Here is a 22,619-nt window from a genome sequence, read left to right as displayed (position 1 = left end):
CTCAACTCATAGCAACCCGTGAAACGATGGAGTCGGCATCCGAAGAGGGGGATCAGGTGGTGGCAGAGGTCACGGTCATCGTGCCGACGTACAACGAGCGCGACAACGTCGCGGAACTCGTCGCACGCACCGCCGCCGCGCTCGCGGGGCGTGACGCCGAGATCCTCTTCGTCGACGACAGCACCGACGACACCGCTCTCGAGGTCGAGCGGGTCGCGGCCGACGCGCCCCTGCCCGTCCGCGTGATCCACCGCGACGACAACACCGGCGGACTCGGCGGCGCCGTGGTCGTCGGGCTCAAGGCCGCGGCATCCGACCTCTGCATCGTCATGGACGGCGACCTGCAGCATCCGCCTGAGCTGCTGCCTTCGCTCGTCGACCGCCACGACGAGGGCGGCGCCGACGTCGTCGCGGCGTCGCGCTACATCGGCGGAGGCGACACCAGCGGGCTCGGCACGGCCGTGAGATTCGGGGTGTCGCGCGCCGCGACCTGGCTGACCAGGGCGATGTTCCCGATCCGCCTCGCGCGCAGCACCGACCCGATGACCGGCTTCTTCCTGGTCGATCGCAGCAGGCTCGACCTCGACGCGCTCCGACCGCAGGGGTTCAAGATCCTCCTCGAGATCCTCGCGCGCACCGACCTGCGCATCGCCGAGGTGCCGATGGAGTTCGCCGAGCGACGCCACGGCACATCCAAGGCGAGCCTCCGGCAGGGGGCCACGTTCATCGCCCACCTGGCCAGGCTCCGCTTCGGGAAGATGTCGCTGTTCGCGATGATCGGCGTCATCGGCGCCGTCGCCAATCTCGGCATCATGTGGCTGCTCGTCGAGGCGGGAGTGCCGGACATCTGGGCGGCGATCATCGGCGCCGAGGTCACGATCATCGGCAACTTCCTGCTGCAGGAGCGCTTCGTCTTCGCCGACATGCGCACGGACGCCAGGGCCCTCGGCATCCGCTTCGCCTCGTCGTTCGCGTTCAACAACGCCGAGGCGGCACTGCGCATCCCGGTGATGGCGCTGATGGCCTCGAGCTGGCACATCTCCAGCGTGCTCGCCACGGCGCTCTCGCTGATCGTCGCGTTCTTCGCCCGGTTCCTGTTCCACTCCCTCGTCGTCTACGCGCCGCGTCGGCGGCGGAAGGCGGATGCCGCGGAGGAGCCTTCCGTCGACACCGCGGCGCTCAGGGTCATCAGGGCGATCGACGCCGAGGCGATGCGGCCGGGGGAGCTCTAACTCTTCGGGCGGGCGTACTCGCCGCGCACGATGCCGAGGGCGGCGAGCATCCGTCCCTGCGCGAACCACGCGCGCCGCTGGTAGACGGCGTTCGCCGCCGTGTCGCGTCGCAGGGCCGAGACCGCGCGTCCGCCGGTGAAGGCGATCCAGCGCACCGCTCCGCCGACCAGGTGCGCGACGTGCAGGAGCGGGCGCTTCCACGCCGGCGCCTCCCGGATCAGCAGCCGCACGCGGGCCTGCCCGTGGGAGATCGCGCGGCGGTGCACGAACTCGCGCGTCGTGCGCTCGGGCGCGATGTCGTCGCGGGCCACGGAGTCGGCTGAGGCCACGATCGATCCGCCCCGGGCGACGACGGCGCGGCCGAACACGTTGTCCTCGCCGCCGATGAGACCGAGCGAGACGTCGAAGCGCACGCCGAGGGCCCGCACCTGGGCGGTATCGACGAGCACGTTCCCGGTGGCGAGGGAGTCCAGCCGCTTGCCGTTCGGGAAGCGCGTGCGGCGCATGAAGCCGCCCGCGGCGATCCACGGGTCGGTGCCCTCGGGCCACACGTAGCGGACGTAGCCCATCACCACGGCGGCGCGTGTGTCGCGCCAGACGTCGACCAGGCCGTGCAGCCACCCGTCCTCGGGGAACACGTCATCGTCGATCATGACCGTGAGCTCGTCGTCGGATGCCGCGTCCAGGGCCGCCTGCCGGACGGCGGCGATGCCGGGGGTCGTCTCCGAGAGGTACTCGACGCCCAGTTCTCCGGCGACGACCTCGGCGGATCGCTCCGGGTCGTTGTCGACGAGCAGGATGCGCGTGCGCAGCCCATCGGTCTGCGTGCGGATCGCCGCGACCAGAGGCGGCAGCAGAGCAGCGCGTCGGTACGTCGGGACGGCGATCAGCACGGACTCGGTCATCGTGTCGCTCCGCGACGGTGCGCCACCGCGCGTGTGAAGGCCTCGCGATGGGCGACGCCCGCCCGGTCCCAGTCACGGGCCGAGAGGTCGGGCTCGCCGGCCGGAAGGGTGCGGATCGCCTCGGCGAACGCCAGGAGATCGGATGCCGCGAGCTCCTCGTCGAACATCGTGATCCAGCCGGGGCCGACCTCCGCCGACAGGGCTTCGTTGACGGCGGTGCGGGGCACCAGCACGGGGCGGTTCAGGGACAGCGCCGCGAGCACGGTGCCGGAGTTGTGCATGAAGCGGTAGGGCAGCACGATGCCGGAGCTGCTCATGACGGCGCGGGCGAAGTCGGGCTCCGACAGGTAGCGGAGGTCGAGCTCGATGCGGCCGTCGGCCTTCGCGCTCGCCCGCACCTCGTCGGCGAGGCCGGCGCTGGTCGGGTTGCCGGCGATGCGCAGCCGCAGCTCGGGGGCGGCCTCCGCCGTCTCCGAGAAGACGCGGATCAGGTCCTCGACGCCCTTGTACCGTCGCACGAGGCCGACGAATCCGAGGGTTCCGGGAGCGGCATCCGTCTTCTCGACATCGGCGAACCAGTCGCGGTAGTGGCCGTGCGGGATCAGCGTCGACTCCGCGCCCTCCGGAAGCTCCGTCAGCTCGTTGAGCACGATGCGGTGATCGGTGCGACGCTCCACCCATTCGAGGTAGCGGCGCTGCCAGGGGGAGACGTCGCCAGGGAGCTCGACGTTGTGCACGGTGCGGATGACGGCGACCCGGCCCATCGAGATGCGGGCCCGCAGCGCGATCGCGTACGCCCGACGGGCGAGGCCCTTCGCACCCGTCCCTGAGCCGAACAGCGTCTCCGGCCAGTGGAACTGGATGGCGTCGAGTCGGCCGAACAGCGCCTGACGGCGGTCGAAGCGCAGGTGCTCGACGCCCGGCGTCGACGCCAGCGCCTCATCCAGCATGTGCACATACGGATTGGATGTGGGGCGCGGCGCCCCGAATGACTGCATCACCCTGATCGGGCGCGCAGAACCCCCTGATTTGTTCCCCATGGTTCCAGTGTGCCAGCAGTCGGGCTCTACACTGGTCGGGAATGACCCGGGCATGTGGGGTGCCCGCGGGTCGTGACATAGGGGAGTCGACATGTCCGCATCCTTCGCTGCCGCATACCGGCAGCTGGCCGCTGCGCAGAAGGGCCATGCCCGCGGGGCGCCCGGCTACTCGGTGTACGTGAACCGCAGGGTCGGGCGGATGCTGGCCGCCTTCGCGTTCCACGTGGGCATCACGCCGAACCAGGCCACGGCCATCAGCGCCGTGCACACGTTCACCGGTCTCGCGCTCCTGCTCCTCCTCCCGGCGGCGTGGTGGACCGGCATCCTCGTCGCCCTGCTGCTCGCCCTCGGCTACGCGTGGGACTCGGCCGACGGTCAGATCGCACGGCTCCGTGGCGGCGGCAGCCTCGCGGGCGAGTGGCTCGACCACTTCGTCGACGCGCTGAAGATCGCCTCGCTGCACCTCGTCGTGCTGCTTGCTCTGCAGCTGCACACCCCGCTCGCCGGCACGCCGTGGCTGCTCATCCCGCTCGCCTTCTCGGTGGTCGACGTCGTGACGTTCTTCGGGATGCTCCTCAACGACCTGCTGAAGCAGAAGAAGGGAGTGCAGTCGACGCACTCCCGCGGCGGCGGCACCTTCCTGCGGTCGATGATCCTGCTGCCCACCGATTTCGGGCTGCTGTGCCTGGTGTTCGCCCTGTGGGGATGGACGACCGGCTTCCTCGCCGTCTACGCGGTGCTCGCCCTGATCAACGCGCTGTTCCTCGCGCTCGCCGCCGTGAAGTGGTTCCGTGAGATCAGCGCGCTCGACCGCGAGGACGGCTGAGCGGCATGGCTGCCGCACCCGCGTTCGCGGTCGTCACGGTCAACTACGGATCCAGTGCGCTGATCGCCGAGAACTTCGGCCGCCTCGCGCTGCCGCCGGAGGGGCGTCTCATCATCGTCGACAGCTTCAGCTCCGCGGCCGAGCGCGAGGCCGTCAGCGCCGTGGCCGACGCACTGGGCGCCGAGCGCGTGCTGCTCGACGAGAACCTTGGCTACGGCGGCGGGACCAACGCCGGGGCGGCGCGGGCGCTCGAGCTCGGCGCCGAGGTGATCGTGCCTCTCAACCCCGATGCGAACATCGCGATCGACGACCTGCGTCGGATCGTCGACGCCGCGCACGGCACCCGAGATCTCGTGTCTCCCCGCATCGTCACGGGAACGGGCGCCAACTGGTTCGCGGGGGCCGACCTCTACCTCGATGACGGCACGACCGCCGGGCGCGCGGCCAGGGCGAGGCACGAGGGCCGCCCTCGACGCGAGTGGGCCACAGGCGCGTGCTTCGCGCTGTCCGCCGACGTGTGGCGGGACCTCGACGGATTCGACGAGGAGTACTTCCTGTACTGGGAGGACATCGACCTCTCGCATCGTGTGCTCGATGCCGGCGGGGCGCTCGTGCTGGCCGACGCGGTCGTCGTCCACGACGAGGGCGGCACCCACGAGGGCGAGACCACCGATCGTGCGAAGTCGCCGACGTACTACTACTTCAACATCCGCAATCGGATGATGTACGCCCGCAAGCATCTCGATCAGGACGGCATCCGTCGGTGGCGGCGTTCCTCGCTGCGCGTCGGGTACGGGGTACTCCTTCAGGGTGGTCGGCGCCAGCTTCTGTCCACTGCCCCGTGGCGCGCCTATGCGCGCGGGGTCCGCGACGGCTTCCGGGTGAGCCGGGGGAAGGCGACGGGACGATGAGCGGCATCCTCACGGTCTGCGACGCGAACGTGTGCCGTTCGGTCGCAGCGGAGTTCCTCCTCGCCGAGGAGTTCTCGCAGCACGCCTCGCTCGCGGGGGTGCGGGTCTCCAGTCGAGGAGCGCAGGCTCTGCAGGCCCACTCCGCCTGTCGGCTCGTGGCGGAGATGCGCGAGGACGAGATCTGGCTCGCGCGGTCTCGACGGCATCAGTCGCTCCAGCTCGGCGCCGAGGAGATCGAGGACGCGGATCTGATTCTGACGGCGACGACGAGCTCCCGCGCGGCGGTCGTGTCGCTGGTTCCGGGTGCGCGGCGCCGGGTCTTCACGCTGCGCGAGGCCCTGTGGCTCGCGCCGGGGTTCGCACCGAGACCGGGCGCGGTCGGCGACGACCTCGTGCGCGACTTCGCCGCGCACCTCGATGCGCAGCGCGGGCTCCAGCAGGTTCCGGTGAAGCGGGCGCGTCCGTGGCGGCGCACTGCTCACCCCTTCGACATCGCAGACGGGCACGGCGCCGGTCGTCGTGCTCACGCCGCAACGCTCCAGCAGGTGCAGAAGACGGTCGCAGAGCTGGTCAGGGCGATGGCCACGGATCCGACTTTGCCTTTTCTCTCGACACGGAGGGCACCCGTCCAGTAGGATTCGGTTTGTGCGACTTAGGGAGTCGCGCATGGGAGCGGCTTAGGGGAGCCGCCACTGGGGAAAACTGGGGAAAAAACGTGAGCCTTCATTGGTGCACGCGTCGAACGGGGTATTCGACGCTGTCAAAAACTGTCGGGGGAGCCGTCGTCATCGCGGCGATGCTCACCCTTGCCGCATGCGCGCCTGCTGAGACGGACGGCGCTTCGCCGTCGCCGTCGCCGAGCGCGACGCAGATCCTGCCGCCCGGCGCGACCGAGACTCCCGACGCCGGGGACGGCCCGCAGACCGCGGCTCCGCTTCCGACGCAGGAGGCCGCCGTCGGCGAGACCGTCGCCTTCGACACCGGCATCTCCGTCGTGATCGACAAGGTCGAGTCCGTGACCGTCAAGGCGGAGACGCCCGGCGAGGTCTCCGGAACCGCCGTCGTCGTCACCGTCACCGCGAAGAACGGCACGGATGCCGCGCAGAGCCTCGACTCCGCCGTCGTCACCGTCAACGCGCAGGACGGCGAGCCCGGCATCGGCACGACCGCGGGCGATCCCGCGCCGCTGACCGGCTCACTCGCACCGGGGAAGTCCGCCACCGGTCGCTATGTCTTCATGCTCGGCTCCGCGTCCGGTCGCGACGTCGCCGTCTCCGTCAACTACGCCGCCGGTGAGCCTGTGGCGATCTTCACCGGAAAGGTCTCCTGATGGCTGTTCAGGCTGGAACCTCGCGCTCGCGTCTGCGGGCGGCCCTGGCGCTCGGCGTCGGCATCGCTCTCGCAGCGGCCGCTGTCGTCGCCGTCCCGAACGCCGCGTCCGCGGCGGTGCCGGCGGCGAAGGCGCCTCTGCTCGAGCGCACGAACGACGTGATCACCTCCGACCCGCTGCCGACGGTCCAGATCGACTCGGGGTACGTGTGGGCGCAGGCCACGATCGGCAACATCGTCTACGCGGGCGGCAGCTTCACGAACGCGCGGGCTGCGCTCGCTGCTCCGGGCACGAGCCTGACCCCGCGCAGCAACATCCTCGCCTACGACATCACGACGGGTGAGCTGCAGGGCTTCGCTCCTGCGGTGAACGGCGTGATCAAGGCCGTCGCGGCGTCTCCCGACGGATCTCGCATCTACATCGGCGGCTCGTTCACGCAGGTCAACGGCACCGCGCGGTACAACTTCGCGGCCCTCGACGCCCAGACCGGGCAGCTGATCCCGGGCTTCGCGCCCGCTGTCGGCGGCGCCGGCGTGTACGGCATCGCGGTGAGCGCGGACTCCGTGTACGTGGCGGGCAACTTCACACAGGCGAACACGGTGGCGCGCAAGAACTTCGCCGCCTTCGCGACCTCGAACGGGGCTCTGCGCGACTGGGCGCCGACCTCCGACCAGCAGGTCGATGCGCTCGTCATGGAGCCCGGCGGGCAGCACGTGATCGCCGGCGGACGCTTCTACCTCATCAACAACGCGACCCAGCGCGGGCTCGTGGCTCTCGATCCGACCACCGGCGGCATCGACACCGGATGGGCCGCACCCAACACCGTGAAGAATGGCGGGGCACTCGGCACAAGCGCCGCAGGCAAGACGGGTATCTTCGGACTGTCCACCGACGGGACGGGCATCTACGGCACAGGGTGGGTCTACACGGCGCACACCGCCGGCAACCTCGAAGGCGCGTTCGCGGCCGAGGTGGGCACTGGCGCAATTCGTTGGGTCGCGGACTGCCACGGCGACAACTACGGCGTGTACTCGACGGGAAAGGTCGTCTACACGACGAGCCACACGCATGCCTGTGAGACGGCCAACCTCTGGCCCGAACAGAGCACCCGTACCTGGCGCTACATGCTCGCGTTCACAGCGACGGCGGAAGGAACGCTCACCCGCAGCACCAGCCTGGGGTCGACCTATGCCGACTGGAACGGCACGCCGTCTCCGTCCGCCTATGCGGTCACCCCTGACTACACGGTCGGAAACACCACGGGCCTTGGCCAGGCGGGGCTGTCGATCACGGGTGCCGGCGACTACGTCGCCGTCGCGGGAGAGTTCACGAGCGTGAACAACAAGATGTTCCAGGGCATCGTGCGTTTCTCCTCCAAGCCCGCGGGCGGCGCCAAGCAGGGGCCGCGGCTCTCCGGCACCGACTGGGCCACGCCGACGGCGACGTCGACGCAGTCCGGACGCGTGCGCGTGTCGACCACGACGAACTGGGATCGCGACAACCGCGACCTCACCTATCAGCTGCTCCGCTCCGACTCGGCCACTCCGGTCGACCAGGTGACCACGCAGTCGGTGTGGTGGCAGATCGGCGCGGTCGTCCTCAACGACCCCACGGCCGTACCCGGAACCAACTACACCTACACGGTCAAGGCGGTGGATGCCGATGGCAACTCCGCGCTCAGTCAGCCGGTCTCGGTGACCGCCGCGGGTGGCACCGGCTCCGACTACGCCAACCTCGTCCTCAACGACCGCGCCGAGCTGTACTACCCGCTCGGCAGCCTCGGCGGCAACTGGGCCGGCGGCGCGAACCCGGTCGTCGGCAGCGGCGTCAGCAACACGTCGCCGGGAGCCGTGCAGGGCACGACCGGCGCCAGCGCCTCCAGCTTCAGCGGCTCCACGTCGGGCCGTGTCTCGTCGGCGACCGCGGCGAAGGGCGACGACAACTACGCCGCCGAGGCCTGGTTCAAGACGAGCACCACCCGCGGAGGCAAGGTCTTCGGCTACGGTTCCTCCCAGACGGGCAGCTCCGGCAGCAATGATCGCAACGTCTACATGCTGAACAACGGGCGCCTCGCCTATGGCGTCAACCCCGTGACCGCGAAGACCGTGACCACGACCGCGTCCTACAACGACAACAAGTGGCACCACGTCGTCTCGACGCTGAGCCCGGCGGGCATGGTGCTCTACGTCGACGGCAAGGTCGTCGCGCAGGACACGTCCGTTGTCGCGGCGCAGAACAACTACAACGGATACTGGCGAGTGGGCTATGACAACCTGAGCGGATGGCCGAGCGCACCGACGTCGTACTCCTTCGCCGGCAGCATCGACGAGTTCGCGGTCTACCCGAACGCGCTGACGGCCGCGCAGGTCGCGCAGCACTACGCGACGGGTATGGGCTTCAAGGCCCCGACGGCCTCGTTCACCACGGCCGCGACCGACCTCTCGGTCGCCTTCACCGGCACCGCGACCGCCGACACCGGACAGACCATCACGGGCTACTCCTGGAACTTCGGCGACGGACAGACCGCGACCGGCGCGACGCCCACGCACGTGTACGCCGCCTCCGGCACGTACACCGTCACGCTCACCGCCACGGACAGCCGCGGGATCATCGGGGTGTCCACCCAGCAGGTCACGGCCCTCGCGCCGAACGTCCTGCCGACGGCGGACTTCACCTCCACGGTCTCCGGACTCACCGCATCGGTGAACGGCCTGCCGTCCGCCGACTCCGACGGCACGATCGCCGGGTACTCCTGGAACTGGGGCGACGGAACGCCCGCTGGTGCCGGAGCCACGGCCACGCATGCCTACGGGGCGGCGGGAACCTACACCGTGACGCTCACGGTGACGGATGACCGCGGCGGTCAGGCGACCAAGACGGGCGACGTCGTCGTGACGCATGCCGCTCCGGTCGCGTCGTTCGAGGCGAGCCCGAATGTGCTCGACGTGAACGTCAACGCCTCGGCCTCGACCGCGTCGGATGCCGCGACGCTCAGTTACTCCTGGAACTGGGGCGACGGCTCGGCCGCGGGCAGCGGAGCGACCGCGTCGCACCACTACGCGGTGGCCGGCAACTACACGATCACCCTGACGGTGACCGACAGCCTCGGCGCGACCGCGACGACCACCCGCACGGCGACCGTCGCCGACAAGCCGTTCGCGATCCGCGACGACTTCGAGCGCACCGCGGCATCCGGCTGGGGTTCGGCCGAGGCCGGCGGCGCGTACACCGTGATGAACGGGGCGGCGGCCGCGGCATCCGTCGCGGGCGGTCGGGGACTGCTGACGCTCGCCACCGGTCAGACGCGCAACCTGGCACTGCAGGGCACGTCGCTCGCCGACACGCTGACGTCGCTGTCGTACTCGATCGACCAGGCGCCGTCCACCGGCGGATCCTACGTCGGCGTGAGCGCCCGCAAGTCCGCGACGAACGAGTACCTGGCCCGCGTCTGGATGCGGACCGACGGCAAGCTCTGGCTCACCGTCCAGCGCGGCAGCACCGTGATCGCCACGCAGGCGCTCACCACGACGTGGGCCGCCGGAGACGTGTTCCGTCTCGCGGTGAACGTCAGCGGTGCGTCGCCGACGACCATCCAGGTGAAGACCTGGAAGGACGGCGCGATCGAGCCCGCCGACTGGCAGCTCACCGTGACCGACTCGACCGCCGACCTGCAGGGGACCGGCTGGACGAGCGTGCACGCATCCCGTGGATCCACGGCGACGTCGACCGCGGTCTTCTCGTTCGATTCGCTGCGGGTCACCGACCTCAAGGCCCCGCTGCCGAACGTGGCTCCGACGGCGGCGTTCACGAGCACGGTGACGAACCTCGGTGTCGCGGTCGACGGATCCACGTCGACGGACAGCGACGGCACCGTCGCCGGGTACTCCTGGAACTGGGGAGACGGCACGGCCGCAGGCACGGGCGCGACCGCGTCGCACACCTACGCCGCGGCGGGCACGTACGACGTGACGCTGACGGTCACGGATGACGACGGCGCCACCGGCACCGTCACCCACCAGGTCGTCGCCACCGACCCGCCCGTCGTGGATCCGGCGATCGCTCGCGATGCGTTCGCCCGCACGGCGACCTCGGGCTGGGGCACCTCGGACGTCGGCGGTGCGTGGAGTCTCACGGGCGGTGCGGCATCGGCCGCATCCGTCGCAGACGGCGTCGGAAAGCTCACCCTCGCGGCGGGCGGAACGCGCAATATGCTGCTGAATTCGGTGTCCGCGAAGAATGTCACGATGTCGGCCGATTTCAGCGCCGATGCGGCTCCGTCCACCGGGTCCGCATATGTCGGCCTCATCGCCAGGTCGAGCGCGACGGACAACTATCTCGTGCGCGCCTGGCTGAACGCGAACGGGACTGTGTCGATCGTGATCCAGCAGGGATCCGCTGTGCTGTCCACTTTCGTGGTCCCGGGAATCACCCGCGGCGCCGGAGACTCGTTCACCCTCAAGGTCGACGTATCCGGCGGAGCATCCACGACGATCTCGGCGAAGCTGTGGCGTCAGGGCACCGAGGAGCCGGCGAACTGGCAGACCTCGTTCGTCGACACCACCGGTATCGACGCCGCCGGTGCCGTCGGAGTGCACGGCAACCGTGTCAGCTCCGCCACCGCGCCGACCGTCATCTCCGTCGACAACTTCCGGGTTCTCGACAACGGCTGATCCGGCCGCAACGAAGAGTCGACAGGCGGCCGCCTCTCGCCGAGACATTTCTCTGCGAGGGGCGGCCGCTTTCTTGCGTGAAATCGGTGGAAATCTGCAGAAACACCCCTCGACGGGGATGAGGGCGACGGGGTAATATACCAATGCGACCGCTTAGGGGAGTGGCCGTATTACTGGGGAAACTGGGGATCACGTGAACCGTCATCGGTGCACGCGCCGAACAGGGAATTCGGCGCTGTTCGAATTCACTGCGTCTGGCCTTCCGGCCACAGCCTCCGTCAGCCATGCCGTCGGGGAGCCCGTGGCAGTCATATTCGGAAAGGTCGTCTGATGAGCACTCTGGTCGCACGTCGCAGGACCGCGCGCTGGCGCGCGGTGTTCGCCGCATTCGTCGGCATCGTCCTCGCCTTCAGCGCAGCGCTGATCGCTCCCGTCACGGCATCCGCAGCCGTCCCCACCGCCAAGGCGCCGTTCCTCCAGCGAACCGCCGACGTGGCGACGGCCGACGCGTTGCCGACGGTGCAGATCGACTCCGGCTACGTGTGGGCGCAGACCACGGTCGGCAACACCGTGTACGCGGCGGGCAGCTTCTCGAACGCACGGGCCGCGCTCGCCGCTCCCGGCACGAACCTGACTCCGCGCAGCAACATCCTCGCCTACGACATCACGACCGGCAATCTCCTGCCCTTCGCGCCGTCGGTCAACGGCGTGATCAAGTCGATCGCGCACTCGACAGACGGGTCGCGCATCTACATCGGCGGCTCCTTCACCCAGGTGAACGGCACCGCGCGCTTCAACTTCGCCGCCCTCGACGCCCAGACCGGTCAGCTGATCTCCGGCTTCACCCCCTCCGTCGGCGGGGTCGGCGTGTTCGGCATCACCCTGCTCGGCGACTCCGTCTACGTGGCAGGCAACTTCACTCAGGCCAACGGGACCGCCCGCAAGAACTTCGCCGCCTTCGCGACCTCGAACGGCGCTCTGCGGAGCTGGGCTCCGACGTCTGACCTGCAGGTCGACGCGCTCGTCACCGACCCCGACGGCTCGCAGATCATCGCGGGCGGCCGCTTCTCCATGGTCAACGGTCTCGCCTCGCAGCGCGGGCTCTCGGCCATCGACCCCGTCTCCGGTGTCGTGAACACCGGATGGCAGGCGAACAGCACGGTCATCAACGGCGCGGCATCCGGAAAGGCGGGCATCTTCGCCCTGTCCACCGATGCCACGGGCGTCTACGGCACCGGCTGGGTCTTCTCCGACGTCAACACCGGCAACCTCGAGGGCGTCTTCGCCGCGGATGCCGGCAGCGGGGCGATCCGCTGGGTGGCCGACTGCCACGGCGACCACTACGGCGTCTACTCCACCGGCAAGGTCGTCTACGCGACGAGTCACATGCACCAGTGCGAGACCGTGAACCTGTGGCCCGAGCAGCCGGTGCGTCAGTACCGCTACATGGAGGCCTTCACCACGACGGCGGAGGGGACCCTGAGCCGCTCGGTCTCCGTCGGCTCCATCTACAAGGACTGGAGCGGCACGCCCTCCCCGTCCGGATACGCCTGGTACCCCGACTTCACGGTCGGCACGGCGTCCGGACTCGGTCAGGCCGGTCTCTCCATCACCGGTGTGGGGGATTACATCTCCGTCGCCGGCGAGTTCACGAGCGTCAACGGCCAGCGCTACCAGGGCATCGTGCGGTTCTCGACGACGCCCTCGGGCGGCGCGAAGCAGGGACCGCGTCTCACCGGCGCGAGCTGGGGCGCCCCGACGGCGGCGACCGCATCTCCTGGCCGCATCCGCGTGTCCATTCCGGTCAACTGGGACCGTGACGACCGCGACCTGACCTACCAGCTCCTGCGCACGGGCACGGCCGGCGTGCTCGACCAGAAGGTCGTGTCGTCGGGGTGGTGGAACAAGACGCAGCTCTCGTTGAGCGACAAGACGGTCGCTCCGGGATCCACGTACACCTATACCGTGAGAGCGGTCGACGCGAACGGCAACGCCGCCACCAGCCAACCGGTCACGGCCACGGCAACGAGCGGATCGGCCTCCGACTACGCCAACGCCGTGCTCGATGACGGCGCACAGCTCTACTACCCGCTGGGAACCACCACCACGGACTGGGCCGGGGGAGCCGACCCGCTGTTCAGCAGCGGGGTGAGCGTCACGTCGCCGGGAGCCGTCGAGGGCACCACCGGGACGTCGGCGTCGAAGCTCGACGGCACGACATCAGGCCTCGTCTCGTCCGGGTCCTCGGTCAGCGGGCCGAACGTCTTCTCCACCGAGGTATGGTTCAAGACCACCACCACCGACGGCGGCAAGATCGTCGGCTTCGGCAACCAGCAGACCGGCTTCTCCGGGAACTACGACCGGCATCTGTACATGCAGAACAACGGACGACTGACATTCGGCGTCTACCCGGGCGGGGTGCGCACGGTGTCGTCGAGCGCCTCGTACAACGACGGTCAGTGGCACCACGCGGTGACGTCGCTCGGCGATGACGGGATGAAGCTCTACGTCGACGGCGCGCTCATCGCGCAGGACGCCTCGGTCACCGATGCGCAGGGCTACGACGGCTACTGGCGCGTGGGCGGGGACAGCATGGGCGGCTGGCCCGATGCTCCCGGACGCTGGGAGTTCAACGGCACGGTCGACGAGTTCGCGGTCTACCCGACGGCGCTGAGCGCCGCGCAGGTCGCCGCCCACTACGCGGTGGGTGCAGGCATCCACGCACCGACCGCCGCGTTCACCTCCACGCCGACGAACCTGTCTGTGGCGTTCGACGCGACGGCCAGCACGGTCGACGCAGGACAGACGATCACGGGCTACGCGTGGGACTTCGGCGACGGCCACAACGGGACCGGCGCGACCCCGACTCACGTCTACGGGACCTCCGGCACCTACGACGTCGTGCTGAGCGTCACGGACAGCCGTGGCCTCACGGGTACCGTCACGCACCAGGTCGCCGTCACCGGGCCCAACGTGCTGCCGACGGCGGACTTCACCTCGACGGCATCGGGCCTCACGGCCTCGGTGAACGGCGCGACGTCGGCTGACCCCGACGGCACGATCGCGTCGTACTCCTGGAACTGGGGCGACGGCTCCGCGGCCGGCTCGGGCGTCACCGCCTCGCACGCCTATGCGGCGCCGGGCACGTACGCGGTCACGCTGACCGTGACCGACGACCGCGGCGGGCAGGCGACGAAGACCGCGAACGTCATCGTGACCCATGCGGCGCCGGTGGCGAGCTTCACGGCCGCCGCCAACGCGCTGACCGTCTCGGTCGACGGGTCGGCGTCCACGGCATCGGATGCCGCGACGCTCGCGTACTCGTGGAACTGGGGAGACGGCAGCCCCGCGGGCAGCGGAGCCACGGCCTCGCACGTCTACGCGGCGGCCGGGGACTTCACGATCACCCTCACGCTGACCGACAGCGTGGGTGCGACCGCCACGACCACGCGCACCGTCACGGTGGCGGACCAGGCCTTCGCGATCCGTGACGACTTCGAGCGCACGGCATCGTCCGGATGGGGGGCTGCCGAGCTCGGCGGCGCCTACACCGTGATGAACGGGGCGGCGTCGGCGGCATCCGTGTCCGGCGGCGCAGGAAAGCTGACGCTGGCGGCGGGGCAGACGCGCAACGTGGCCCTGCAGGGCACGTCGCTCGCCGACACGCTCACGACGCTGACGTACTCCGCCGATCAGGGCCCTGCCACCGGCAGCTCCTATGTGGGGGTGAGCGCCCGCAAGTCGGCGACCTCGGAGTACCTCACGCGTGTCTGGATGCGCAACGACGGAAAGCTGTGGCTGGTGATCCAGCGCGACAGCACCGTCCTGGTGTCCAAGGCGCTGACGACCACGTGGGCGGCGGGAGACGTGTTCCGCCTCTCGGTCAAGGTCTCGGGCGCATCGCCGACGACCATCCAGGTGAAAACCTGGAAGGACGGCACCGCGGAGCCCGCCGACTGGCAGCTCTCCACGACCGACGCCACGGCGGGACTGCAGGGCAGCGGATGGACGAGCGTCCACGCGAACCGCGCCGGCAGCGCCACCTCGACCGCGACGTTCTCGTTCGACGCGCTGCGGCTCACCGACCTCAAGGCCCCGGTCGGTCCGCTGCCGAACGTGGCTCCGACGGCGGCGTTCACGAGCACGGTGACGAACCTCGGTGTCGCGGTCGACGGATCGACGTCGACGGACAGCGACGGCACCGTCGCCGGGTACTCCTGGAACTGGGGAGACGGCACGGCCGCAGGTACCGGTGCGACCGCGACGCACACCTACGCCGCGGCGGGCACGTACGACGTGACGCTGACGGTCACGGACGATGACGGGGCCACCGGCACCGTCACCCACCAGGTCGTCGCCACCGACCCGCCCGTCGGTCCGCAGCCCGGAGCGGTCGTCGCGAGCGACGACTTCGGCAGGACGGCGACCGCGGGCTGGGGCACCGCCGACCTGGGTGGCGCGTGGACGCTCTCCGGGGGTGCGGCGTCCGCAGCTTCCGTCGACGGAGCGGGCGTGCTCACGCTCGGCGCCGGCAGCACGCGCAACATGCTGCTCAACACGGTGTCGGCGAAGAACGTCACGATGTCGATGGACTTCAGCGCCGATGCCGCACCGGCGACGGGGCAGGCGTACGCCGGCCTGATCGCACGATCGAGCGCCACGGACAACTACCTCGTGCGCGCGTGGCTGAACTCCAACGGCACCGTGTGGATCGTGATCCAGCAGGGGTCTGCGGTGCTCTCGACGTACCAGGTGCCGGGGATCACGCGCGGTGCGGGCGACGCCTTCACCCTGAAGGTCGACGTGTCCGGCGGGGCCTCGACGACGATCTCGGCCAAGCTCTGGAAGCAGGGCACCACCGAGCCCGCCGCCTGGCAGACCTCGTTCGTCGACACCACCGGGATCGACGCCGCCGGAGCGGTCGGGGTGCACGCGAACCGCGTGAGCTCCGCCACCGGTCCGGCAGTCCTGAGGGTCGACGGTTTCCGGGTCACGGACAACGGGTGAATCCCAGGGCACGTGCCATAGGCTCGTGCTGATGTCCGAACAGCTGATGCGGCGATCGTCGTGAACGGGAGCACTCTCCTGCTCGCGGCGATCGCCGCTGGCGTGGGCGTGATCGGCATCCTGCTGTTCCGGGCCAGCCCGCGTCTCACCTTCGTGGTCTGGGCCCTCGTCCTCTTCTTCGTGCCCGTGTGGATCGGCGTCAACGTCGGCTTCTTCTGGTCGGCGATCACCCTGCTCACCCTCGTCGCGGTGCTGACGAACATCTCCGACATCCGCCTCAACGGGATAGACCTCATCATGGGGGTGTTCACGCTGATGGCGGCGACGCAGTTCGCCCTCAAGATGACCGGACTCTCGGCCACCGTGATCGCTCTGCTCGAGTGGGTGCTGCCGTACATCTGGGGTCGACTGGTGCTGTCGCGCGTGAAGCGCTCGTTCGTCACTGCGGTGCTCGCCACCGTCGTGACGGTGGCGGCCGTGCTCGGTCTCATCGAGTTCGCCACCGGCACGAACATCTTCGTGTCGCTTCCCGCGATGGGGGCTGACCTCTACGCCAGCTGGGGCGGCTTGCAGGTCCGTGCCGATCGGCTGCGGGTCGAGGGCGCCTGGGGTCATTCGATCGCGATGGGCGCGGCCTTCGCGATGTCGTCCGCCTTCATCGTCGCCGCCCGATGGCCGGTCGCCGTCCGGCTGGTCGCGCTCGGCATCGTCACTGCGGCGACGGTCACGACCATCAGCCGCATCGGCATGCTGACCCTCGCCTTCACCGTCGTGCTCTCGGTGCTGCTGCTCCCCGGGCTCGATCGCGCGATGCGCTGGTCGGTGGCCGCTCTCGGAGTCGTCGCCGCGATCATCATCATCCCCTTCGTCGGGGAGATCTTCCTCGAGGCGGGCGATGAGGCGGGCGGCAGCGCCGACTACCGTTCAGGACTGTTCTCGCTCGTGTCGCAGGTGCAGCTGTTCGGCAGCGCGGGCGACTGGAGCGGACTCACCGTCGGAGGCGAGTATCTCGGCGCCTACGCGAAGTCGGTCGACAACGCGTTCCTCGTGTTCGCATTGCGGTTCGGGTGGATCCCGTCACTGCTCCTGATCGCCGCGCTCGTGTTCGCCGCGGCGTACATCCTCCGCCCCGGCAAGGCGTCGCCGCCGTCGATCGCCGTGGCCTCCCAGCTGCCCGCGATCTTCGCCGTTGCGCTCATCACGCAGGCAGGCGCGTACCTGTGGTTCCTCGCCGGCCTCGCCGTCGCGTGGGCTCAGCAGGGGAGGGATGCCGATGCGGCCGACGATCAGGCCGCGCTGCCGTCCCTCTTCAGCATGAGCCGCACGAAAGAGGACAGCGTCTTCGCGTCGCGACGGTAGACCGGGATCGCGAGGGCGGCGGCGGAGATCGCGAGACCGGCCACGAGCCCCACTCCGAGCTGCACCCAGGCGTTCGTCGCCGTGAGGGCCTGCGCGGCGCCCCAGGCGGCGAGTCCGGCGGCCAGCGAGACGGCGATGATGCGCCCGGCGCCCTGGTACAGCTGCCGTCGCGGCATCGGCGTGATCCGGGAGAGCCAGGCGAGCGAGATGGGCCACGCGATCGCGGGGTGCACGGCGAAGGCGATGGCGACGCCGAGGACGCCGAAGAACGAGCCGATCACGATGCACACCACCTTGATGAGGGCGGTGACGATCGTGTACCGGAGCAGGTCGGCACCAAGGCCGCGCGCGAGGTACACCCAGTACCCCACGAACGAGACGGTGGTCAGGATGCCGGCGATCGCGAACATGCGCAGCATCGGGGCGGCCTCCGCCCACCGGCTGCCGAGCATGATGTCGACGGCCGGCTCGGCGAGGCCGGCGACGATCGCCACCGGGATGCCGAACAGGAAGCCCAGCGCGAGCTGCGCGGCCGTCACATAGGTCTCGAAGCGCGGCTGGTCCTGCTGCACGCGCGACAGCACCGGGAGGGCCACCGACTGCAGCGGGGAGCGTACCTGCGTCAGAGGCGTCATGATCAGCTGGAAGGCACGGTTGTAGAGACCCAGAGGGGCCGTGCCGAACCGGAAGCTGATCATGACCGTGTCGATCTGACGCGCGGCGTAGCCGATCAGGTTGGTCGCGACCAGCGTCCATCCGAAGTTCACCAGCTGCTTGACCGGATGTGATCGCGAGTACGGGCGCGGCAGCCAGCGTCCGGCCGCGACGACGCCGACGAGCAGGATGATGCCGGTGACGAGCTGCTGGATCACCAGGGACCAGTAGCCCATGCCGGCGACCGCTGCGACGATCGCGACCGCGAGGGCGATGGCCGAGGACGCGACGTCGATGACGGCGAGGGGACGCAGCTTGAGGTCGCGCATCAGGTTGGCCCTGTGCTGCGTCGCGAGTCCGTTCAGCAGGAACGTCAGCGACAGCCACTGCGAGATGCCAACGAGCTCGGGCTCGCCGGTCACGGCGCCGATCGCCCACGACAGCGAGAACATGATCGCGGTGAGCACCACGCCGATCGCCGCGTTGATCCAGAACAGGTTGTCGCGCTGGCCGGTGGACAGCTCGGGCGCCTGGATGGATGCCGACGTGAGGCCGAAGTCGCGGAAGATCTCGCCGAGACCGACGACGACCAGGACGATCGCCAGCAGGCCGTAGTCGTGCGGGGAGAGGATCCGCGCCAGCACCACGACGGACAGCAGCTGCAGGATGATCCTCGCGGCCTGCGCGGCGAGGGTGAAGTAGGCGCCGCGGGCTGCGGAGTGCGCGAGGGACGAGGCCATCAGCGCCTCTGTGCCGCGCGCACCCGGCGGAACGTCCCGCGCAGCACCCGGATCGCCTCGCGGGGCCGCGCGGCGGTCAGGCGGATCAGGTCGAAGCCGCGGTAGCGCGGAGGGCGTCGACCGGCGAGGCGCGAGCCGAGCAGGCGGGCGAAGAGGAACTGTCGACGTGCTGTCTGCAGAGGCTGGGCGTCGCGCAGGTGCGCGCCGGGGAGCGGACGCACGGCGATGACTCCGGCGTCGACGGCGGCGAGGATCACGTCCCGTCCGCGCGGCGTGCGGGCGACGAGGGCGCTGATGCCGTCTCCCTCGGCGAAGGTCGGGTACCCCCGTTCGTCGGTCTCCCAGGAGTCGGCGCACACGATGTCGGCGGCCTGTCCGACGCCGTCGGGGCAGATCTTGCAGCGCCACTGCGTGGTGGGCCCGAGAACCCTGCCCCAGGACTCGTCGTAGTCGGCGGATACCTCGAGATCGCCGCTGCGAGCGGTGAAGCGGCCGGGCCAGCCGTTGCCGCGATAGCGCAGCGCATCGACGGGCTGGTCGGGGGAGACGCCGAGCTCGGTGAGCAGCGACTCGGTGGCCTTCTGGCTCGGCGTGCCGGCGCAGAAGAACGACAGCAGCAGCGGAGCCTCTCCGTCGACGAGCTGAGGCGCCGCGGCGCGCAGCGCCGCCACCTCGCAGGGCTTCGCCGCGACCGCGCTGTCGGTGCGGAACACGTCGGGGTTCTCCAGGGCGCCGACGGGGGCGTAGCGGGAGCCCGCGGCGGCGAGGGCCTGCTCGCGCGTCGTGATCGTCACGGGCACCGTGCGCCGCGGGGAGGTGCGCTCCGCGGCGGCTCCGGTGATGCGGGCGGCCCGGCCGGTGTCGAGCAGCCAGGCGTGCAGCGCCGTGAGCGCGCCGCCGCTGCTGCCGGCGCGTCGGATATCGTCGTCTGTCGCCCAGGCCTGCCAGAGGCCGACGTTCGGACCGAGCAGGGCATCGTGCTCGGCTCCCTCAGGAGCGGCGGGAGCGGTGATGCGCATGCCCGGGCATGAGCGATCGAACACCTCGGCCGCTCCGTCGATCGGCGCTGACTCCGCCTCGTACGTCGGGCGCAGGTAGCCGCGGTCGTCGAGGCGCATGCTGACGCCGGGATCGAGTCGGGGGCACAGGCCGCACCCCGAGCAGGCGTCACGGGTCAGCACATCGGCGATGCGCTCCTGCAGCGCGGTCACAGCGACTGCTTCAGGCCGGCCACCAGGGGCTCGAGCAGGGCACGACCCCTGTCGCGGGCCTCTTCCGCGCCGCTGCGCAGATCGGGGGCCGCGGCGTGTGCGAGCACCTCGCCCGCCCAGTCCCCGTTCTCGGTGATCGAGACGACGCGGGTCCAGCCGACGGCATCCATCAGCGGTGCGAACTTGCGCGAGTAGGCCATCGCGATCGCCGGCGTGCCGGTGGAGAGCGCGTTGAGGCAGGCGTGCATGCGGGCCCCGATGACGAGCTCGCTCGCCGCGATGATCGACCGTGCGTCCTCGAGGTCGGTGGGCACGACGAGGTCGACCCGTCCGTCGTACTCGGCGGCGAGCTCGCGGCTCACCGGCACGTCGTTGTCGTGGCTCTGCGAGTCGAGCACGTGCGGGAAGATCGTGACCGATCGGCCCGCCGCCAGCAGCTCGTCGATGATGCGGCGGATGGCGTCGCGATAGTGCGGGGCGTCGACGTGCGGGTTATCGTTCCACAGCAGGCCGGACACGTTCAGCAGCACGTCGCGCTTCGTCGCCGACGGCGTCGGCTGGTCGATGCCGAACACGAGATCGCTCGTGACCGCGGCGACCGGGCGCCCCAGCTGGGCGGAGGCGTTCGCGCTGACGATGTCGCGGGCGAAGACCAGGCGGCTGCGGTGCAGGTTGCGGCGGGCGAGAGCGCGGCCGCGGCGGGTGTGGAACGGGCCGATGGTCTGCGGCGCCATGACCGACGGCACGCCGGCCTGGGCAGCGAACTCGTGCAGCAGTGACATCGTCGTGTGCCGGGTGAGGCCGTAGATGTCGGCGAAGCTGTCGCCCGAGCGGGTGTCCCACACGAGGTCGAAGCCGCGGAGCCAGCGCTGCATGCCGAGACGCCCCGTGACCCGCTCGCGCACCAGGGCGCGCGGACTCCACGGAACCTCGGGCTGCCGCCGCCCGTAGTTGAGATAGGTGAACTCCGCGTCGGGCCAGACCGATCTGACCAGATCCTCGGACCCGCGCGCGAGCGCGCGGACTCCCAGATTGACGCTGGAATCGTTCGCCCATGCGATGAGAACGCGCACGTAAACCCCCTCGACCCCGACGCGCCCCGTTCGCGATCGGGCCGCTGCCCTTCAGACGCGGTCATGACGACCGCACATCTCCCCAGATGAATGCTCAGCGCGCCGTACGAGGATACGGCTGAGCAGGCTCATCCTAGCATCACGAGCCCCGCATCCTCAGGGTTCGCGCAGGCGGTCGGCTACCATGAGAACGCGCCGCGTTCGCTCGGCGACGTCGTCACATGGGGAGGCGACGCTTGCCGGCACTGGAGGGGCACGGATGAAAGCTGACGCGACGGGTTGGTCGCTCGCCAGCGCATGGTCTGCGATTCGCAAGTTCTGGTACGTCATCATCGGCATGGCCATCATCGGGGGAGCCGTCGGGTACGGCATCTCGGCGACGACGACGCCGCAGTACCAGTCGACGGCGACGCTGTACTTCGCGATGAACCAGGGCACGACGGGCACCGATCTCAACCAGGGCTCGACCTACACCCAGTCGCAGATGCTCTCCTTCGCGCAGCTCGCGACGTCGTCGCGCGTGCTCGCCCCCGTCATCGACGAGCTCGGGCTCGACATCACGCCCAAGGAGCTCGTCCGCAGCATCGCGATCACGATCCCGCAGGACACCACGATCCTCAGCGTGCAGGTGACCTCGACCGGCGCCCAGCGCGCGACGGACATCGCCAACGCGATCTCCGAGGAGCTGTCCAGCGCGGTGAAGACGATCGTGGCCAAGGGCGTCGATCAGAAGCCGACGATCATCCCGTCCGTCATCGACGAGGCGGTGGTCCCGCAGTTCCAGTCGCTGCCCAACAAGAGCAAGGATGCCGGCCTCGCCGCCGTCCTCGGTCTCGTCCTCGGCATCCTCGTCGCCTTCATCGCGACGATCGCCGACACCCGCGTGCGCAACGAGGCGGCGCTCGCCCGTGTGACGGACCTGCCCTACCTCGGCTCGATCACCCGCACCAAGCGGGGGACGGATGCCGGGCTGATCGTGGTGCGCGAGCCGCGCAGCCACATCGCGGAGGACTTCCGGCGGGTGCAGGCGTCGCTGGCGTTCGCCAACATCGACGGGCAGTCGCGTCGACTCCTGATCACGTCGGCGTCCCCCGCCGAGGGCAAGTCGACCTTCTCGGCGAACCTCGCCCTCACCCTCGCCGATCTCGGTGAGAACACCCTGCTGATCGACGCCGATCTCCGGCGCCCGCGCATCGGCGAGATCTTCGGGCTCGACGCCGCCGTCGGGCTCACATCGGTCGTCCTCGGCTCCGCCGAGCTCAGCGACGCGGTGATCCCGTGGCGCGAGGGCGGACCCGATCTGCTGCTCTCCGGCGAGGTGCCCCCGAACTCGGCATCCGTGCTCACCTCCCACGCGTTCGCCGAGGTCCTCGGCGCCGCCAGCGAGGGGCACGACGTCGTGGTGATCGACTCCCCGCCGGCGCTCACGGTGGCCGACACGAACCTCGTCGCGCCTCTCGTGGACGGCGTCGTCATCGTGGTCGACGCGTCGAAGACCAGCAGGCCCCAGCTGGCGGCGACGATCCGCACGCTCGAGGGGTCGGGCGCGCCCATCATCGGCATCGTCCTGAACAAGGTGCGCCTCCCGCGCAGCCGCACCACGTATTACGCGCAGGAGAAGTCTTCAAGCTAGTCCTGCTACCCTGTTCTGCGGATGGGGG

General features: G+C 70.0%; 14 protein-coding genes. 9 read left to right on the top strand and 5 right to left on the bottom strand.

Annotation, left to right across the window (positions count from 1 at the left end; all coding sequences use genetic code 11):
• The first annotated feature begins 26 nt into the window (after positions 1-26).
• On the top strand, positions 27-1,232 hold the full coding sequence (locus MRBLWH10_RS14335) for a glycosyltransferase (protein WP_341940414.1): 1,206 nt from the start codon (positions 27-29) through the stop codon (positions 1,230-1,232).
• On the opposite strand, the gene MRBLWH10_RS14330 is transcribed toward MRBLWH10_RS14335, so the two are convergent.
• Entirely contained in the window at positions 1,229-2,137 is a 909-nt protein-coding gene (locus MRBLWH10_RS14330; RefSeq protein WP_341940413.1) for a glycosyltransferase, read from the bottom strand. The two genes, MRBLWH10_RS14335 and MRBLWH10_RS14330, sit on opposite strands and share 4 nt — an antisense overlap.
• Positions 2,134-3,087: a glycosyltransferase gene (locus MRBLWH10_RS14325; protein WP_341942598.1), complete on the bottom strand. Its 954-nt coding sequence runs from the start codon at positions 3,085-3,087 to the stop codon at positions 2,134-2,136. Before MRBLWH10_RS14325 ends, MRBLWH10_RS14330 begins: the two co-directional genes overlap by 4 nt.
• Before the next feature lie 181 nt (positions 3,088-3,268).
• Here MRBLWH10_RS14325 and MRBLWH10_RS14320 point away from each other — a divergent pair, with 181 nt between their 5' ends.
• The 7 genes from MRBLWH10_RS14320 (at position 3,269) to MRBLWH10_RS14290 (ending at position 17,280) form a co-directional block, all read left to right on the top strand.
• Positions 3,269-4,003, top strand: a complete 735-nt coding sequence (locus tag MRBLWH10_RS14320; RefSeq protein ID WP_341940412.1) for a CDP-alcohol phosphatidyltransferase family protein — start codon at positions 3,269-3,271, stop codon at positions 4,001-4,003.
• A 5-nt stretch (positions 4,004-4,008) separates the two neighbouring features.
• Complete coding sequence (locus tag MRBLWH10_RS14315) at positions 4,009-4,914, top strand: glycosyltransferase family 2 protein (RefSeq protein WP_341940411.1); 906 nt, start codon at positions 4,009-4,011, stop codon at positions 4,912-4,914.
• The gene (locus MRBLWH10_RS14310; protein WP_341940410.1) at positions 4,911-5,549 is read left to right on the top strand and encodes a hypothetical protein; all 639 of its coding nucleotides are present in this window, start codon (positions 4,911-4,913) and stop codon (positions 5,547-5,549) included. Before MRBLWH10_RS14315 ends, MRBLWH10_RS14310 begins: the two co-directional genes overlap by 4 nt.
• An 80-nt stretch (positions 5,550-5,629) precedes the next feature.
• Positions 5,630-6,244, top strand: coding sequence for a hypothetical protein (locus MRBLWH10_RS14305; protein WP_341940409.1), 615 nt, complete (start codon positions 5,630-5,632; stop codon positions 6,242-6,244).
• Positions 6,244-10,914, top strand: coding sequence for a PKD domain-containing protein (locus MRBLWH10_RS14300; protein ID WP_341940408.1), 4,671 nt, complete (start codon positions 6,244-6,246; stop codon positions 10,912-10,914). The genes MRBLWH10_RS14305 and MRBLWH10_RS14300 overlap by 1 nt, the downstream gene beginning before the upstream one ends.
• Before the next feature lie 330 nt (positions 10,915-11,244).
• The gene (locus MRBLWH10_RS14295; RefSeq protein WP_341940407.1) at positions 11,245-15,921 is read left to right on the top strand and encodes a PKD domain-containing protein; all 4,677 of its coding nucleotides are present in this window, start codon (positions 11,245-11,247) and stop codon (positions 15,919-15,921) included.
• A gap of 60 nt (positions 15,922-15,981) precedes the next feature.
• Positions 15,982-17,280, top strand: a complete 1,299-nt coding sequence (locus MRBLWH10_RS14290; protein ID WP_341940406.1) for a hypothetical protein — start codon at positions 15,982-15,984, stop codon at positions 17,278-17,280.
• On the opposite strand, the gene MRBLWH10_RS14285 is transcribed toward MRBLWH10_RS14290, so the two are convergent.
• The 3 genes from MRBLWH10_RS14285 to MRBLWH10_RS14275 are packed head-to-tail and all read right to left on the bottom strand — an operon-like array spanning position 17,208 to position 20,958.
• Positions 17,208-18,674 carry a lipopolysaccharide biosynthesis protein gene (locus MRBLWH10_RS14285; protein WP_105673938.1) on the bottom strand — a complete coding sequence of 489 codons (1,467 nt, stop codon included), beginning with the start codon at positions 18,672-18,674 and terminating at the stop codon, positions 17,208-17,210. The two genes, MRBLWH10_RS14290 and MRBLWH10_RS14285, sit on opposite strands and share 73 nt — an antisense overlap.
• Positions 18,674-19,885, bottom strand: a complete 1,212-nt coding sequence (locus tag MRBLWH10_RS14280; protein ID WP_223587170.1) for a Coenzyme F420 hydrogenase/dehydrogenase, beta subunit C-terminal domain — start codon at positions 19,883-19,885, stop codon at positions 18,674-18,676. The genes MRBLWH10_RS14285 and MRBLWH10_RS14280 overlap by 1 nt, the downstream gene beginning before the upstream one ends.
• Complete coding sequence (locus MRBLWH10_RS14275; RefSeq protein WP_341940405.1) at positions 19,882-20,958, bottom strand: polysaccharide pyruvyl transferase family protein; 1,077 nt, start codon at positions 20,956-20,958, stop codon at positions 19,882-19,884. Before MRBLWH10_RS14275 ends, MRBLWH10_RS14280 begins: the two co-directional genes overlap by 4 nt.
• A gap of 259 nt (positions 20,959-21,217) precedes the next feature.
• On the opposite strand from MRBLWH10_RS14275, the gene MRBLWH10_RS14270 reads away from it, so the two are divergent.
• Positions 21,218-22,591: a polysaccharide biosynthesis tyrosine autokinase gene (locus tag MRBLWH10_RS14270; protein WP_341940404.1), complete on the top strand. Its 1,374-nt coding sequence runs from the start codon at positions 21,218-21,220 to the stop codon at positions 22,589-22,591.
• The last annotated feature ends 28 nt before the right edge of the window (positions 22,592-22,619 follow it).

The organism is Microbacterium sp. LWH10-1.2, from assembly GCF_038397765.1.
Classification (GTDB): Bacteria; Actinomycetota; Actinomycetes; order Actinomycetales; family Microbacteriaceae; genus Microbacterium; species Microbacterium natoriense.
This window is presented reverse-complemented; position numbering and strand designations above follow the sequence as displayed.

Excerpts from the sequence above, each read along its gene's own strand:
- MRBLWH10_RS14335 (WP_341940414.1), top strand. The coding sequence starts at position 27 with ATGGAGTCGGCATCCGAAGAGGGGGATCAGGTGGTGGCAGAGGTCACG.
- MRBLWH10_RS14330 (WP_341940413.1), bottom strand. The coding sequence starts at position 2,137 with ATGACCGAGTCCGTGCTGATCGCCGTCCCGACGTACCGACGCGCTGCT.
- MRBLWH10_RS14325 (WP_341942598.1), bottom strand. The coding sequence starts at position 3,087 with ATGCTGGATGAGGCGCTGGCGTCGACGCCGGGCGTCGAGCACCTGCGC.
- MRBLWH10_RS14320 (WP_341940412.1), top strand. The coding sequence starts at position 3,269 with ATGTCCGCATCCTTCGCTGCCGCATACCGGCAGCTGGCCGCTGCGCAG.
- MRBLWH10_RS14315 (WP_341940411.1), top strand. The coding sequence starts at position 4,009 with ATGGCTGCCGCACCCGCGTTCGCGGTCGTCACGGTCAACTACGGATCC.
- MRBLWH10_RS14310 (WP_341940410.1), top strand. The coding sequence starts at position 4,911 with ATGAGCGGCATCCTCACGGTCTGCGACGCGAACGTGTGCCGTTCGGTC.
- MRBLWH10_RS14300 (WP_341940408.1), top strand. The coding sequence starts at position 6,244 with ATGGCTGTTCAGGCTGGAACCTCGCGCTCGCGTCTGCGGGCGGCCCTG.
- MRBLWH10_RS14295 (WP_341940407.1), top strand. The coding sequence starts at position 11,245 with ATGAGCACTCTGGTCGCACGTCGCAGGACCGCGCGCTGGCGCGCGGTG.
- MRBLWH10_RS14285 (WP_105673938.1), bottom strand. The coding sequence starts at position 18,674 with ATGGCCTCGTCCCTCGCGCACTCCGCAGCCCGCGGCGCCTACTTCACC.
- MRBLWH10_RS14270 (WP_341940404.1), top strand. The coding sequence starts at position 21,218 with ATGAAAGCTGACGCGACGGGTTGGTCGCTCGCCAGCGCATGGTCTGCG.